We start from the raw sequence: 13,502 nt of genomic DNA on the forward strand, positions 1-13,502 counted from the left end.
TCAGAGGAGGTCGTGCCCGTGCGCCCCACCGCCCCGCTGGTCCTCGTCGCCGTGCTCGCCGCCGGTTCGCTCACGGCGTGCGGCGGCGGTTCAGGAAGCGATCCCGACACCGTCAAGGTCGCCTACAACCGCTCCACGGACAACAAGATCCGCTTCAAGGACAACTATCTGGAGTCCGTGAAGCGGCAGTTCGAGAAGGAGAATCCGGGCAAGAAGGTCGAGCTCATCCCGATCCAGGCCCCGGACAACGACTACGCCACCAAGGCGCAGCAGATGATGCGCTCCCCGAAGACCGCCCCCGATCTGGTCTACGAGGACACCTTCCGGATCAACTCCGACATCAAGGCAGGCTATCTGCGCCCGCTGGACGACTACTTGGCGAAGTGGGCCGACTGGGACCAGTTCGTCGACACGGCGAAGTCGGCGGCCAAGGCGGAGGACGGCAAGACATACGGAATCCCCGACGGCACCGACACCCGCGGCCTCTGGTTCAACAAGGAGATCTTCGCGAAGGCGGGGCTGCCCGCCGACTGGCAGCCCAGGAACTGGGCGGAGATCCTGGACGCGGCCCGTACCGTCAAGCGGAAGGTGCCCGGGGTCATCCCGCTCAATGTCTACACCGGCAAGGGCCCCGGCGAGGCGGCCGTGATGCAGGGCTTCGAGATGCTGCTGTACGGCACGGGCGCCGACCCGCTCTACGACGCCTCCGCCAAGAAGTGGGTGACGGGCGGCCAGGGCTTCCGGGACGCGCTGGGCTTCGTGGAGACGGTGTACGGCGAGAAGCTCGGCCCGGACGTCTCCGACGCCCTCGACCCCAACGTCGGCACCCGCGTCGCCACGGAGTGGTTCCCGGAAGGGAAGCTGGCGATCTCGCTGGACGGATCCTGGATGGGCCAGAACTGGATCAACAAGGGCCCCAAGGAGTGGCCGGACTGGTCAAAGGATCTCGCCCAGACGCCCATGCCGACCCAGCACGGGCAGGCGCCGGGCAAGGTGTCGATGTCGGGCGGCTGGACATGGGCGATCCCGGCGAAGGCCAAGAACCCCGATCTCGCCTGGGAGTTCATCAAGACCCAGCAGACCAAGGAGAACGCGGTCGAATGGGACATCGTCGGCGCGCAGATCGCCGTACGGAAGGATGTGGCGGCCGATCCGCGCTATCTCAAGTCCATGCCGGGCATCGAATTCTTCACCGGGCTGGTCGAGTTCACCCACTACCGCCCGGCCCTGCCCGTCTATCCGCAGGTCTCCACGGCGATCGGCGAGGCGATGGAGACGGTGACCACGGGTGACGGCTCACCCGAGCAGGCGGCGAAGGAGTACGACGACCAGCTGAAGACACTCACCGACGGCGCGGTGGTCGGCAGGTGAGCACCGCGCACGCGGGCCGCCGGCAGGGCCGGCTGTGGCGCTGGGTGCCACTCGCCCCCGCCACGCTCCTGCTGGTGCTCTTCCTGGCCGGCCCCATCGCCTACTGCGTCTGGATCGCCTTCACCAACACCCAGCTGACCGGCTCGTCCTCCTCGGACTTCGTGGGCCTGGCGAACTTCCGCCGGGCCTTCGCCGACGAGAACTTCCGCAACGCCGTCTGGCTGACGCTGGTCTTCACCTTCGTCTCCTCCATCGTCGGCCAGAACACCCTGGGACTCGCCCTCGCCGGCCTGATGCGGGCCGCGTCCCGGCCGGTCCGTACGCTCACCGGCGCCCTGGTCATCGCCGCCTGGGTACTGCCGGAGATCGTCGCGGCGTTCCTGCTCTACGCCTTCTTCCGCCGCGAGGGCACCCTCAACGCGGTCCTGGACTGGCTCCAACTCCCCTCCCAGAACTGGCTGTACACCCTGCCGATCCTGGCGGTGTCCTTCGCCAACGTCTGGCGCGGCACGGCGTTCTCGATGCTGATCTACTCCGCCGCGCTCTCCGAGATACCCAAGGACATCACGGAGGCGGCGCAGGTCGACGGCGCGAGCGGGGTGCGCAGGCTCTGGCACATCACCCTGCCGATGATCCGCCGCTCCATCGGCACGAACCTGATGCTCAACACTCTCTCCACCCTCTCCGTCTTCGGTCTGATCTGGGCGATGACGCGCGGCGGCCCCGGCAACCGCAGCCAGACCCTCCCGGTCTTCATGTACGACCAGGCGTTCCAGAAGAGCCTGATCGGCTACGGAACGGCGGTCGCGCTGCTCCTTCTGCTGGTCGGCTCGCTCTTCTCGCTCGTCTATCTGCGCCTGATGAGGGTGGAGGTCTGACGTGCCGACCCGCCGCACCCGCACCCGCCTCTCGGCCGACGCCGCGCTGCTCCTGACCGCCGCCGCGTTCGCACTACCGCTGCTCTGGCTGGCCCTCGCCTCGGTCGACGCCGACGCGGATCTGCGCGTACGGGCGCCCTCGTCGCTCACCGGCGACAACTTCAGCGCGGTCCTCACCGACGAGATCACCTTCACGCCGATGCTCAACAGCCTGCTGCTGTGCGGCAGCGCGACGATCCTGACCGTGATCTGCGCGGCGCTGGCGGCGTACCCGCTCTCCCGCTACCGCTCGCGCTTCAACCGGCCGTATCTGCTGACGATCCTGTTCACGACCTGTCTCCCGATCACGGCGATCATGGTGCCGGTGTACGGGCTGTTCGTGCAGGTCAACCTCATCGACACCACCTACGGCACGTCCCTCTTCCTCGCCACGTCCCAACTGCCGTTCTCCATCTGGCTGATGAAGAACTTCATGGACGGGGTACCGACGGTCCTCGAAGAGGCGGCCTGGACGGACGGGGCGTCGAACTTCCAGGCGCTGACGCGGGTGGTGCTGCCGCTGATGGGGCCGGGGGTGACCGTGGTGACGATCTACACCTTCATCCAGCTGTGGGGGAACTTCTTCGTACCCTTCATGCTGCTGCTGAGCCCGGACCAACTGCCCGCGTCCGTGTCGATCTTCACGTTCTTCGGCAACTACGGGTCGGTGATCTACGGGCAGTTGGCGGCGTTCTCGATCTTGTACTCGGCGCCGGTGCTGATCCTGTACGTGCTGATATCGCGGCGGCTGGGAGGGGGGTTCGCGCTGGGCGGCGCGGTTAAAGGGTGACGGCGTTGGGTTGCGGTCGCGTCGTTGTCGGCCGGGGGCCGGGGCCTCCGGAGGTACATGTCCGGACGGCATGCTGTGCTTTCCCGGGGGACACCCCCGGACCCCCGTACGGCGCGACCCTGCCCAGACGATGGTTCGGGCGTCCGCGCGCCACAAATCACGCTTTAGTGTCCGGACACGCACCTCCTACGACCCCGACCCCCTCCCCCCGGTGGGCACACTCGCCCTCGCGCACGGCCGGGCCGCTTGTGCGGGCGGTGAAGGGGGGCGCGCAGGGATCGTGTCCGGGACGTAGAGCGTGATTTGTGGCGCGCGAACGCCCGAACCAACGACAGGCCAGNCGGTGGGCACACTCGCCCTCGCGCACGGCCGGGCCGCTTGTGCGGGCGGTGAAGGGGGGCGCGCAGGGATCGTGTCCGGGACGTAGAGCGTGATTTGTGGCGCGCGAACGCCCGAACCAACGACAGGCCAGCGGCGCGCCGTAAATCATGCAGTCCCGGACGCGAACCCGGAGCGCACCCCGGCAACAACCCGCACCCGGCCACGCATCCGCACCCCGCCGGAGGCGCACCGCACCCCGGCAACAACCCGCACCCAACCACCGGCCCCCGCCGAAACGAACCCCCCTCAGAACACAGACTCCGCCTCGAACATCCTGTTCTCCGGCACCGTCTTCAGTTGCGTCACCGCCTCCGCCAGCGGCACCATCTCCACCGTCGTCCCCCGCAGCGCCGTCATCCGCCCGAACTCCCCCCGGTGCGCCGCCTCCACCGCATGCCAGCCGAACCGCGTCGCCAGCACCCGGTCGTACGCCGTCGGCGTACCCCCGCGCTGGACGTGGCCCAGGATCACCGGCCGCGCCTCCTTGCCGAGGCGGCGCTCCAGCTCCGCCGCCAGTACGTTGCCGATGCCCCGGAAGCGCTCGTGCCCGAACTGGTCGATCTCGCCCTTGCCGTACTCCATGGAGTCCTGCGCGGGATGCGCGCCCTCCGCGACGCAGATGACCGCGAACTTCTTGCCCCGCGAGAACCGCGCCTCGACCATCTTGACCAGGCTGTCGACCTCGAAGGGCCGCTCCGGCAGACAGATGCCGTGCGCGCCGCCCGCCATGCCGGACTCCAGCGCGATCCAGCCCGCGTGCCGGCCCATGACCTCGACGACCATGACCCGCTGGTGGGACTCGGCGGTGGTCTTGAGCCGGTCGATCGCCTCCGTGGCGACCGTGACCGCCGTGTCGAAGCCGAAGGTGCGGTCCGTGGAGTAGATGTCGTTGTCGATGGTCTTGGGGACGCCGACGACGGGCATCCCGGCGTCGGAGAGCAGCCGCGCCGCGGTCAGCGTGCCCTCGCCGCCGATCGGGATGAGCGCGTCGATGCCGTACCGGCGGGCCAACTCGGCGCAGTTCTCCGCCGCTTCGCGGAGCCGGCCGCGCTCAAGACGGGCCGAGCCGAGGATCGTACCGCCGCGGGCCAGGATGCCGCTGACGGCGTTCAGGTCCAGTGGCCGGAAGTGGCCGTCGAGCAGCCCCTTGAAGCCGTCCTCGAAGCCGATGACCTCATCTCCGTGCCCGGTCATGGCCCGGTGCACGACCGAACGGATCACTGCGTTGAGGCCCGGACAGTCGCCGCCTGCGGTGAGAACTCCGATACGCATCGTGCTGTGTCTCCTGCTCGCTAGTGCTCGCCAGTGCTGTGCTTGTCCGGGAAAGGAGGGCCCCGGGCTTGAGCGGTCCGATCCTCCCACGGGTGATCCAGGCCACGTGCCGACCGCTCGGGCGGCGATCGCGGCTCCGGCGGTCACGCCGGGCGGTGCCCGGATGCCCGGTCAGGGGGTCCGTTCGGCGGGCGGGAACGGTCCGACCTGGGGTTTTCCGGTGCCGGGGGGCGTCTCGTACTCCCCGGGCGACTTAACCACCCCCGGAGGTATTGTCAAGAGGGCATTGCCACCCTAACGGGAATCGCTGATCACAGGAGCCGGGACCTCCTACGGGCCGCGGGGCCACCCCGTCGGAGTGGGACGTCCCCATGAACAGGGACGGGAGAGCACGCGTGACGCGCAGCGTGTACGTGACCGGGATCGACCGCGGGGACGGCCGCCAGGTCGTGGAGCTGGGGGTCATGGAGCTACTGACCCGGCAGGTGGACCGGGTGGGGGTCTTCCGTCCGCTGGTCCATGACGGTCCCGACCGGCTCTTCGATCTGTTGCGGGCCCGCTACCGGCTGTCACAGGATCCGGCGACGGTGTACGGACTCGACTACCACGAGGCGTCCGCGCTCCAGGCCGAGCGGGGCACCGACGAGTTGGTCTCGCGGCTGGTCGAACGGTTCCACCGGGTGGCGCGGGAGTACGAGGTCGTGCTCGTGCTCGGTACGGACTTCGCGGCGACGCAGCTGCCCGACGAGCTGTCGCTCAACGCCCGGCTCGCCAACGAGTTCGGCGCGTCGGTGATACCCGTGGTGGGCGGCAAGGGGCAGACGGCCGAGTCCGTACGGGCCGAGGCGCGCAACGCCCACCGCGCGTACCAGGTGCTGGGCTGCGATGTGCTGACCATGGTCGTCAACCGGGTGGCCGCCGAGGACCGCGAGGCGATCGCCGAGGGGCTGGCGGCCCAGCTCCCGGTGGACTGTTACGTACTGCCGGACGAGCCGGCGCTGGCGGCCCCGACGGTGGCCCAGATCACCGCGGCCCTGGGGGGCACGGTGCTGCTCGGGGACGATTCGGGCCTGGCAAGGGACGCGCTGGACTTCGTCTTCGGCGGCGCGATGCTGCCGAACTTCCTGGGTGCGCTGACCCCCGGGTGCATGGTGGTCACCCCCGGGGACCGTGCCGATCTGGTCGTGGGGGCGCTCGCCGCCCACTCCGCGGGGACACCGCCCATAGCGGGGGTGCTGCTCACGCTGGACGAGCGTCCCGGGGACTCGATACTGACCCTGGCGGCGCGGCTCGCGCCCGGCACTCCGGTGGTGTCGGTGCCCGGCCGCTCCTTCCCCACGGCCACCGAACTCTTCGGGCTGGAAGGGAAGTTGAACGCCGCGACGCCACGCAAGGCGGAGACGGCGCTGGGTCTGTTCGAGCGGCATGTGGACACCGGGGCGCTGCTGGCCCGGATGTCGGTGGCGCGCAGCGGCCGGGTGACGCCGATGATGTTCGAGCACGAACTGCTCGAACAGGCCCGCGCGCACCGCCGTCGTGTCGTCCTGCCCGAGGGCGCGGAGGAACGTGTGCTGCGCGCCGCCGATGTGCTGCTGCGCCGCGATGTGTGCGAGCTGACGCTGCTGGGCGACACGGATGTCATCCGTAAGAAGGCGGCCGACCTCGGTATCGATCTCTCCGCGACACAGCTGATCGATCCGGCCACCTCCGAGCTGCGCCAGTCCTTCGCGGAGCGGTACGCGCAACTGCGCGCCCACCGGGGCGTGTCGGTGGAGCTGGCGTACGACGTGGTGGCGGACGTCAACTACTTCGGCACGCTGATGGTGCGGGAGGGGCTGGCCGACGGCATGGTCTCCGGTTCCGTGCACTCCACGGCCGCCACCATCCGGCCGGCCTTCGAGATCATCAAGACGCGGGCGGACGCCTCCATCGTCTCGTCGGTCTTCTTCATGTGCCTCGCCGACAAGGTGCTGGTGTACGGCGACTGCGCGGTGAACCCGGATCCGGACGCGGCGCAGCTCTCGGACATCGCCGTCCAGTCCGCCGCCACCGCCGCCCGTTTCGGGGTCGAGCCGCGGATCGCGATGCTCTCGTACTCCACGGGTACGTCGGGCTCGGGCGCGGATGTCGACAAGGTGCGCGAGGCCACGGAGCTGGTGCGGGCGGCGCGGCCGGATCTGCGGATCGAGGGGCCGATCCAGTACGACGCGGCGGTCGAGCCGTCCGTGGCGGCGACCAAGCTGCCCGAGTCGGAGGTGGCGGGCCGGGCGACGGTGCTGATCTTCCCCGACCTGAACACCGGCAACAACACCTACAAGGCCGTGCAGCGCTCGGCGGGAGCCGTGGCCGTGGGCCCGGTGCTCCAGGGGCTGCGCAAGCCGGTCAATGACCTTTCGCGCGGGGCGCTCGTGCAGGACATTGTGAATACGGTCGCCATCACGGCCATCCAGGCGCAGGGCGAGGGCGCGTGAGCACCGCCGCCCGCGACGATGACCACGATTCCATGACTACGACAGAAGGCCGACAGCCCGTGACCGCGCACTCCCCCGCCACCCGTGTCCTCGTCCTCAACTCCGGCTCCTCGTCGGTGAAGTACCAACTGCTGGAGATGCGGGACAGCTCCCGGCTCGCGGTCGGTCTGGTGGAGCGCATCGGCGAGGAGACCTCGCGGCTGGTGCACACCCCGCTGGCCGGAGGGCCCGGGGGGAAGCGCGAGCGTACGGGGAGAATCGCCGATCACGCGGCGGCGCTTGAGGCGGTCGCGGACGAGCTGGCGCGCGACGGGCTGGGGCTCGACTCCCCCGATCTGGCGGCCATCGGCCATCGCGTCGTCCACGGCGGGCTGGAGTTCAGCGAGCCGACCCTCATCGACGACGCCGTGCTGAAGGAGATCGAGCGGCTGGTGCCGGTGGCGCCGCTGCACAATCCGGCGAACCTGATCGGTATCCGTACGGCGCGGGAGCTCCGTTCCGATCTGCCGCAGGTGGCGGTCTTCGACACCGCGTTCCATACGACGATGCCGGAGTACGCCGCGCGGTACGCGATCGACACCGCGACGGCCGACGCGCACCGTATCCGCCGCTACGGCTTCCACGGCACCTCGCACGCGTATGTCTCCCGGAAGACCGCCGAGTTGCTCGGCAAGGATCCGTCCGAGGTGAATGTGATCGTGCTGCACCTCGGCAACGGCGCGTCGGCGTCCGCCGTCGAGGGCGGGCGGTGCGTGGACACCTCGATGGGGCTGACTCCGCTGGAGGGGCTGGTGATGGGGACGCGGTCCGGCGACATCGATCCGGCGGTCACCTTCCATCTGAAGCGTGTCGCCGGAATGTCCGTTGACGAGATCGATGAACTTCTGAACAAAAAGAGTGGTCTGGTCGGCCTCTGCGGGGACAACGACATGCGGGAGATCCGCCGCAGGGTCGACGAGGGCGACGAGCGGGCGGCTCTCGCTTTCGACATCTATATCCACCGGTTGAAGAAGTACATCGGCGCTTATACCGCGGTTCTCGGGCGGGTGGACGCGCTGGTCTTCACGGCGGGTGTGGGTGAGAACGCGGCGCCGGTGCGGGAAGCTGCCGTCGCAGGTCTGGAGAGTCTTGGCCTGGCGGTGGACGCGGAGCGCAATACCGTACGTTCCGACGAGCCGCGGATCATCTCTCCGGAGTCCGCCGGGACCGTGGTCGCCGTGGTCCCGACGGACGAGGAGCTGGAGATCGCGCAACAGACCTTCGCACTGGTCGTCGAGGATCGAGCAGTCGACGCCTGAGCGGGCACCCGCCCATTTGTACTTTCCACCAGACGGAATATTCCGCATCGAAACAAACCGATAGGATCCGCCTCATGCGCCGTTCCAAAATCGTCTGCACACTGGGCCCCGCCGTCGACTCGTACGAGCAGCTGAAGTCGCTCATCGAGGCCGGTATGAATGTGGCCCGACTCAACATGAGCCACGGAAGCCACCCGGAGCACCAGGAGCGGTACAACCGCGTGCGGAAGGCGGCCGAGGACACCGGCCGCGCCGTGGGTGTCCTCGTCGACCTCCAGGGCCCCAAGATCCGTCTGGAGACCTTCGCCGAGGGCCCGGTCGAGCTGGTGCGCGGTGACGAGTTCACCATCACCACCGAGGATGTCGCCGGCGACAAGTCCATCTGCGGCACCACCTACAAGGGCCTGCCCGGGGATGTCTCCAAGGGCGACCAGATCCTGATCAACGACGGCAATGTCGAGCTGCGGGTGGTCGAGGTCGACGGCCCGCAGGTCAAGTCCATCGTCATCGAGGGCGGGGTGATCTCCGACCACAAGGGCATCAACCTGCCGGGCGCGGCGGTCAATGTCCCCGCCCTGTCCGAGAAGGACATCGAGGACCTGCGCTTCGGTCTGCGGATGGGCTGCGACATGATCGCGCTCTCGTTCGTCCGCGACGCGCACGACGTACTGGACGTCCACAAGATCATGGACGAGGAGGGCCGCCGGGTCCCCATCATCGCCAAGGTCGAGAAGCCGCAGGCGGTCGCCAACATGGAGGCCGTGGTCGCGGCCTTCGACAGCGTCATGGTGGCGCGCGGCGACCTGGCCGTCGAGTACCCGCTCGAAAAGGTCCCGATGGTGCAGAAGCGGCTGATCGAGCTGTGCCGCCGCAACGCCAAGCCGGTGATCGTGGCGACCCAGATGATGGAGTCGATGATCACCAACTCCCGCCCCACCCGCGCCGAGGCGTCCGATGTCGCGAACGCGATCCTGGACGGCGCGGACGCGGTCATGCTCTCCGCCGAGTCCTCGGTGGGCGCGTACCCGGTCGAGACGGTCAAGACGATGTCGAAGATCGTGGTCGCGGCCGAGGAGGAGCTGCTCTCCAAGGGCCTCCAGCCGTTGGTCCCGGGCAAGAAGCCGCGTACCCAGGGCGGTTCGGTGGCCCGCGCCGCCTGTGAGATCGCGGACTTCCTGGGCGGCAAGGCGCTGGTCGCCTTCACCCAGTCCGGCGACACGGCCCGCCGCCTCTCCCGCTACCGCGCGGCCCAGCCGATCCTGGCCTTCACGACGGACGAGTCCACCCGTAACCAGCTCACCCTGAGCTGGGGCGTGGAGTCCTTCATCGTGCCCTGGGTGAGCAGCACGGACGCGATGGTCGATCTGGTGGACGAGGAGCTGCTGAAGCTCCAGCGCTACAACGAGGGCGACGCCATGATCATCACCGCCGGCTCCCCTCCCGGCGTCCCCGGCACCACGAACATGGTCCGCGTCCACCACCTGGGCGGCGGCGACCGCGACTGAGGCGTACGCCCGACGCGGTGACGCGCTTGTACGGCCGTGGGCCGCGCCCTTGAGGGGGCGCGGCCCACAGTCGCTTCGCCGTAAGGGCGCCGGATCAGTCCTCGTCCGCCGACGGGGGTGCCAACTCCACGAGCAGCGAACCCAGTTCACCCCGCGCGTGAGCCATCTCCAGGACGCGCGTCATCGCGGGAACCCCCGCGTACCGGGTGATCACCAGATCGAAGACGGCGTCGAAGTGCTCGGTTCTGACACGGTGCAGCGGATCACCCATAGATCTTCTTCAATCTCTTGATGACGTTGTCCTCGTTCGCCGCCCCGCGAGCCGCGGGAACGGCTGTGGCCCGCACCGGCCGGCGGTGCGGGCCACAGTCCTCCCCGCGGCTCACGGGGGATTCAGGTCAGTTCGTGAGGTAGTTCTGGAGGCCGGGGACCGTGAGCGTGCCGCCGAACTGGCCCGCCTGGGTCACCTCGACGTCGGTGAAGAAGGCGAACGGGATGTTCAGCGGGGGCGGGGTCTCCGGGCTGAAGGTGATCGGGATGAGGCCGAAGAGGTTGCCCTTGAGCCGTTCCGTGTACATTGTCACCTCGCCGTCGCGGATCGTGGACGTGGAGCCTTCGCGCGCCTTCACATGCGCCGTCCTGCCCTGGGGGTAGACGAGGGTCTGGTGCAGGTCCTTGATGTCCACCGAGGTGGAGGTGAACTTCAGCGCCTTCTTGATCTTGCCGCTGCCGGTCTTCACCTCGACGATCCCCTTGTAGTCCAGGCCACGCAGCGTCAGCAGTGAACTGTGCAGCGTCCAGGGGTCGTCGGGCAGCAGCGGAATGCCCTGCTCCTGCTCGGCCGCGGCCAGGGCCTCGGGGTCGGCCGTCGGGCAGGGGAAGGGCTCCTTGCCGTCCGCGCCCGCCGGGATGTCGTCGTCCTTACGGGCGTCGAGCCCCTTCGCGTCCTCGTCCAGCTCCTCGACCTCGGCGCCGACCTTGTCCGCCGCGTCCTTGATGGCGTCCTTGGTTTCGTCGACGGCCTTGTCGGCCGATGCGTCGCTCGTCCCCTTGTCGTCGGTGGAGCCGTCCGCCGGGCCCTCCGTCCCGGAACTCCCCGGCTCGGACGTCGGTTTCGTGGACGGTTCGGTGTCCGGCTTCCGTGTGGCGGAGGTACTGGGCGCCGGGCTGCTCGTCTTGCCCGTGTCCTTGTCCGGTACGCCGAGGAGGTCTCCCAGCGCGTCTCCCAGCCCCAGCGGGTCCAGCGGGTTCCTGGACTCCGTGGGGGCCGGGGTCGAGTCCGGTCCGGACGACTCGTCGGCGGGCCGCTCGTCGGCGGGCCGCTGCGAGTCCGACGTTGCGGAGTCCGAGGAACCTGAATCCCCGGATTCCGACGCTGAACTCCCGCTCGCCGTCGGCTCCGGCGACCCCGGCTCCGACGGTGACCCGCCCGGCTCCGGCGACGCCGACTCCGACGCGGTCGGCGTGGGACCGGGCGACTCCGACGCCGAGGCGGACGGCTCGTCCGAGCGGGTCACGCACGGCCCCGGCGCGAAGGGGATGTCCTTGCTGTCGTCGGCCAGCGCGAGCCGGGGCGTGAGCCCCATGCCCACGAAGACGGCCGTCGGCATCGCCGCCAGCGCCATCGCCTTGCCGGCGGGTATCTGGAGCTTGGTCAGGAGCGACTTCTTGGGGGCCGCGTGTCGCGGCCCTTTTCTCACCCGGGAATCATCGCCTCCGGCCGCGACTCGCTGCGTGCTGTCACCCCGCACTGTTCCTCCCGCCGTTGGCATGGGCAGTCGTATCCGTCACGTTCGGGTCCTCCCCGTCGCGCGGACCGGGGAAGAAGGGGTCACCGTCGCCGTCGGACTCCGGTGCCTCGTGGGGGGTGTCGAGCTCGACGGCCGGCCTGACCCACTTGTCGGGTGCCCAGGAGATCGAGAGCGCGCCGCCGAGCATGGCGAGCAGGAAGCCCAACAGGAAGCCGCCGATGTTGGAGACCGGGATCGATACCAGCGCCAGCAGAATGGCGGCGACACCGGCGAAGACCCGGACGATGCTCTGGAACCACATCGTCAGGCCCAGGGTCACCAGCAGTACGCCGATGATCAGCGAACCCGCGCCGGCCGTGGTGGACATGGCCAGGGTCAGATTGCCGAGATGGAGCTGGGCATAGGGGAAATAGGCGATCGGCAGCCCGCCGAGAAGAGTGAACAGACCCGCCCAGAACGGCCGGGCGCCACGCCAGGCGCGGAACCGAAGCCGCCAGTAGGTGAATCCGCGGGAACCTGTGGACTCGGCGCTCATGGAAAACAGCTCCCTGGAAAGCGGTATGCGGTATTGCGATCAGAGACGGGGGGACGGGTGGGCCGAACAGTCAGGGGACCGCCCGGCCCACCCGGCGGTGGTATCTAGTAGCACTCGTATTTCTTGGGGTCGCCGACGTTGAGCCTCAGATTGAGGTCAGGCAGCTTGAACGTGCCCGCGGTGGTCGCCCACGCGGTCTGCTCCACGTCCCTCAGAATCGCCTCATCGGCCTGCTGGGCGAAGCCGTTCGGGTCCGCCTTCGTCCCCGGCTGGATGCCGGGGGTCTTCGTGGAGCCGGCCGCCACACCGATGTCGATGTTCTTGAACTCCGCGTCGGCGTCGAGCGATTCGACGTCGAGGTAGAGGTTCTCCGCCCGGATCTTCGTGCCCTTGTCACCGGCCTTGAGCACCAGCGTCACACTGGTACCGAACAGCGGGGTGACCACGGACTGGCACATGTTCGTGATCTGGGCGGTCTTGAACCCCGAGACGGCCACCGGGTGCGAGACCTTGTTGCCCTTGGAGTCGACACCCTCGGCGACACCGCCGTACTGCACGAAGTTCTGGCCGACCAGCTTGTCGGCGGTCACCTTGAAACTCTGCCCCGACACGCTGAACGACGCGGCCAACGCCCCCTGTGCGAGCGCGACACCTATCGCCGCGGTCGCGGCCACACTCGGCACCATGACGACGGCGAACCGCCGCCATCTGGTCCCGCCTCGAACTTGGGACTCCATGAATGTCCTCCTTCTCGGACGTACATCTCCGGATCGGGTGGGAGCCCGTCCTGGGATGGGAGAAGTGCTACGTCCTCGGTAAGGAGAGCGCCCGTGCCCGAGGCGCCAACCGCGTCCGGAACCACCGGCGATCACCCCCGAGCGACAACCACTGGCCACGCCTTCGCGCAACCTCTGGACAGGCCCTGCCGGGTAGGCAGGAACCCCCCTGTCCGGGCCGGCGGACGCTGCCGCCGGTCCGCTCGGTGGGGACCCAGGACCGACGGCGCGGCTGGCTGCCGTGCTGGTGCGGAATTGGACCGAGCGTCGCCGATCGTGGTGCATTCGCGCCCGGGACACAAGGGGGTTCGTTACTGGCTAGTAACGGCCCGATAACCAGCGGGCGACCCGGCGGTATCGGGCGGCCACACAGGGTGTGACCCAACGGTGCGACAGAAGCGGCGATTGTCCCTCATAGCGGGACAGGGCAAGGGG

At 69.0% G+C, this 13,502-nt stretch carries 11 protein-coding genes; 6 read left to right on the plus strand and 5 right to left on the minus strand.

Annotated features, from left to right (window positions below):
• Window positions 1-18 precede the first annotated feature (18 nt).
• The 3 genes from M1203_RS32560 to M1203_RS32570 are packed head-to-tail and all read left to right on the plus strand — an operon-like array spanning window position 19 to window position 3,078.
• Window positions 19-1,371: an ABC transporter substrate-binding protein gene (locus M1203_RS32560; protein ID WP_249953440.1), complete on the plus strand. Its 1,353-nt coding sequence runs from the start codon at window positions 19-21 to the stop codon at window positions 1,369-1,371.
• A complete protein-coding gene (locus tag M1203_RS32565) occupies window positions 1,368-2,249 on the plus strand; it encodes a carbohydrate ABC transporter permease (RefSeq protein WP_249953441.1) in 882 nt (293 codons plus the stop codon). Before M1203_RS32560 ends, M1203_RS32565 begins: the two co-directional genes overlap by 4 nt.
• A gap of 1 nt (window position 2,250) precedes the next feature.
• Window positions 2,251-3,078, plus strand: coding sequence for a carbohydrate ABC transporter permease (locus M1203_RS32570; RefSeq protein ID WP_249953442.1), 828 nt, complete (start codon window positions 2,251-2,253; stop codon window positions 3,076-3,078).
• Between the two features lie 627 nt (window positions 3,079-3,705).
• On the opposite strand, the gene M1203_RS32575 is transcribed toward M1203_RS32570, so the two are convergent.
• Entirely contained in the window at window positions 3,706-4,731 is a 1,026-nt protein-coding gene (locus tag M1203_RS32575) for an ATP-dependent 6-phosphofructokinase (RefSeq protein WP_249953443.1), read from the minus strand.
• 395 nt (window positions 4,732-5,126) lie between these two features.
• Between M1203_RS32575 and pta the strand changes: the two genes are divergently transcribed.
• From pta to pyk, 3 genes are all read left to right on the plus strand, one after another.
• The gene (gene pta, locus M1203_RS32580; protein ID WP_249953444.1) at window positions 5,127-7,202 is read left to right on the plus strand and encodes a phosphate acetyltransferase; all 2,076 of its coding nucleotides are present in this window, start codon (window positions 5,127-5,129) and stop codon (window positions 7,200-7,202) included.
• 32 nt (window positions 7,203-7,234) lie between these two features.
• Window positions 7,235-8,500 (plus strand): acetate kinase, encoded by a 1,266-nt coding sequence (locus tag M1203_RS32585; RefSeq protein WP_249953445.1) that lies wholly within the window; start codon window positions 7,235-7,237, stop codon window positions 8,498-8,500.
• A 74-nt stretch (window positions 8,501-8,574) separates the two neighbouring features.
• A complete protein-coding gene (gene pyk, locus M1203_RS32590) occupies window positions 8,575-10,005 on the plus strand; it encodes a pyruvate kinase (RefSeq protein WP_249953446.1) in 1,431 nt (476 codons plus the stop codon).
• A gap of 94 nt (window positions 10,006-10,099) precedes the next feature.
• Here pyk and M1203_RS32595 read toward each other — a convergent pair whose 3' ends face one another.
• The 4 genes from M1203_RS32595 to M1203_RS32610 form a co-directional block, all read right to left on the minus strand.
• A complete protein-coding gene (locus M1203_RS32595; protein WP_249953447.1) occupies window positions 10,100-10,276 on the minus strand; it encodes a hypothetical protein in 177 nt (58 codons plus the stop codon).
• A 127-nt stretch (window positions 10,277-10,403) separates the two neighbouring features.
• The gene (locus tag M1203_RS32600; RefSeq protein WP_249953448.1) at window positions 10,404-11,756 is read right to left on the minus strand and encodes a hypothetical protein; all 1,353 of its coding nucleotides are present in this window, start codon (window positions 11,754-11,756) and stop codon (window positions 10,404-10,406) included.
• Entirely contained in the window at window positions 11,746-12,291 is a 546-nt protein-coding gene (locus tag M1203_RS32605) for a DUF6114 domain-containing protein (protein WP_249953449.1), read from the minus strand. Before M1203_RS32605 ends, M1203_RS32600 begins: the two co-directional genes overlap by 11 nt.
• A 104-nt stretch (window positions 12,292-12,395) precedes the next feature.
• Window positions 12,396-13,028: a DUF6230 family protein gene (locus tag M1203_RS32610; protein WP_249953450.1), complete on the minus strand. Its 633-nt coding sequence runs from the start codon at window positions 13,026-13,028 to the stop codon at window positions 12,396-12,398.
• Window positions 13,029-13,502 lie beyond the last annotated feature (474 nt).

It is taken from the genome of Streptomyces sp. 35G-GA-8 (assembly GCF_023534745.1).
Lineage (GTDB): Bacteria > Actinomycetota > Actinomycetes > Streptomycetales > Streptomycetaceae > Streptomyces.

Coding starts and splice junctions, on each gene's coding strand:
- M1203_RS32575 (WP_249953443.1), bottom strand. CDS start 4,731: ATGCGTATCGGAGTTCTCACCGCAGGCGGCGACTGTCCGGGCCTCAAC.
- M1203_RS32585 (WP_249953445.1), top strand. CDS start 7,235: ATGACTACGACAGAAGGCCGACAGCCCGTGACCGCGCACTCCCCCGCC.
- pyk (WP_249953446.1), top strand. CDS start 8,575: ATGCGCCGTTCCAAAATCGTCTGCACACTGGGCCCCGCCGTCGACTCG.
- M1203_RS32595 (WP_249953447.1), bottom strand. CDS start 10,276: ATGGGTGATCCGCTGCACCGTGTCAGAACCGAGCACTTCGACGCCGTC.
- M1203_RS32605 (WP_249953449.1), bottom strand. CDS start 12,291: ATGAGCGCCGAGTCCACAGGTTCCCGCGGATTCACCTACTGGCGGCTT.
- M1203_RS32610 (WP_249953450.1), bottom strand. CDS start 13,028: ATGGAGTCCCAAGTTCGAGGCGGGACCAGATGGCGGCGGTTCGCCGTC.